This is a genomic window from Treponema sp., assembly GCF_051883275.1.
Taxonomy (GTDB): domain Bacteria; phylum Spirochaetota; class Spirochaetia; order Treponematales; family Treponemataceae; genus Treponema_D.
The window spans coordinates 1-1,894 of record NZ_JBJETK010000002.1 but is presented as its reverse complement, the minus strand read 5'-3'; the positions used below and the strand labels follow the sequence as shown (position 1 = coordinate 1,894).

Below are 1,894 nucleotides of genomic sequence, written 5' to 3'. Positions count from 1 at the left end.
CCTTCATTCGCTATTCTTTTTTACTATGTGTCACACATCATTGTACAACCTACATAAATGATTTGGATATGACTAAAAATTCCTTGTGCTTTTCTAAAAATCGTGATAAAATTTTTATATTGTTTGGGATATTTTTGAAATCTGTAATTTGTTTGAAAAAGCGAGGACACGCTGTATATGAAAGAAATAATTAGACGGTGTTGGGCGCGGTTGCGCTCCAATGAACGCTTGTATTTGCTACTGGCCTTTTTGATACCGATCGCTCTTATGGGCGTGATTTACATTTTCATGACGGTGTGGCCTTTCGGCAAGTATTCTTGCATGGTATTGGATCTGAACGGTCAATATGTTTATTTTTTTGAAAAGCTTCGTGAAATTGTCACAGGGGGAGGCTCCCTGCTTTATGCTTGGGAACGCTCGCTCGGCGGCGAATTTATGGGGATTTTTTCTTACTACCTTGCAAGTCCGTTGTCGTGGCTCGTGTGCCTGTTTCCAAAGGAATGGATGACTGAGGCAATTCTCTGTTTACTGCTTTTAAAAATAGGGCTTTGCGGTCTGTGCTTTGGGCTGTATTTGCACCACAGGCGTCCGGGAAGCCGCTTCGGTATTATAATTTTCTCGGTTATGTATGCGATGAGTGCTTACGCTGTAATCCAAAGCATGAACACCATGTGGATGGACGCAATGTACTTATTACCGCTTTTGATTTTAGGCATCGAAAAACTTGTTGACGCAGGAAAATACAAATTGTTTACCATTGTTTTTGCGCTGACAATCATATCGAATTATTATATTGGCTATATGATGGCTATTTTTACGGTCATCTATTTCTTGTGCTATTATTTTTCCCGCCATTCCCTCCGGCATTTTCGCCGCTTTATGAAAACTTCGCTGCGTGCGCTTTGGAGCGGCATCCTTGCGGTGCTAATCAGCGCAGTCATTCTTCTGCCTGCGCTTTATTCTCTTGGGTTTGGAAAGGCTGACTTCCAAACAACGGATTATTCCCTTTTTCAGCGGTTCGATTTCTTAGACTTTTTTGTAAAGCTTCTTCCCGGCTCTTACGATACCGTTCGTCCGGAGGGTTTGCCGGTTGTATACTGTGGAATGCTTACATTGCTTTTGCTTCCGTTGTATTTTTTCCTTCCGAATGTAAAGCCGCGTCGTAAAATAGCTGCCGGCATCTTGCTCGTGGTGTTAATCATGAGCATGAACATTTCGACAGTGGATATTTTCTGGCATGGTATGTCTAAGCCAAACTGGCTCAACTATCGTTACAGCTTTGCATTTTGTTTTGTGATGCTTGTACTTGCATGGGAAGTATTTCGTAATTCTTCACAGCTACGATACCGTCAGATCCTCAGCATTGGTTTCGTGCTTGTTTGCATGATCATTGTTGTACAGAAGTTTGATTATGCTTTTCTTTCGGACTATAATTGTATATGGATTAGTCTGGGAGCGCTTGGATTGTATTTGGCAACATTTTATTTCGTGAAAAACCGCGGTGCTGCAAAACGTGCCGGCATCATTTGCATGGCCGTCGTTGTTGCATTCGAGATGTTTGCCGCCGGTTTTTCCAACCTGTCCGATTTGGACGATGATGTTCGTTTCGGCAAGCGAGATGCATATGCAGGGTTTATGCGGCGGTTGCGAACTATGACGGATCAAATCAACAAGAACGGCGACAGTCTGTTCCGCATGGAAAAAACCTTGCACCGCAAAGTAAACGATCCTCTGGCGTTGAATATGAAAGGAATTTCTCATTCAACTTCAACACTGAATGCTTCCGTAATATCTCTGTTGGAGCAAATGGGCTATTCATCATGTTCACATTGGTCTAAGTAATGTCTACTGACCAGCCCAAAATTCGTTGCGGCACAAGACATTTCCGGCCATC

At 42.8% G+C, this 1,894-nt stretch carries 1 protein-coding gene; it reads left to right on the top strand.

The window, feature by feature from the left end; all coding sequences use genetic code 11:
• Positions 1-177: 177 nt before the first annotated feature.
• On the top strand, positions 178-1,842 hold the full coding sequence (locus ACI4L0_RS00140; protein WP_439798141.1) for a YfhO family protein: 1,665 nt from the start codon (positions 178-180) through the stop codon (positions 1,840-1,842).
• Positions 1,843-1,894 lie beyond the last annotated feature (52 nt).

What these genes read in the sequence shown, in the direction of transcription:
- ACI4L0_RS00140 (WP_439798141.1), top strand. Translation starts at nt 178, where the DNA reads ATGAAAGAAATAATTAGACGGTGTTGGGCGCGGTTGCGCTCCAATGAA.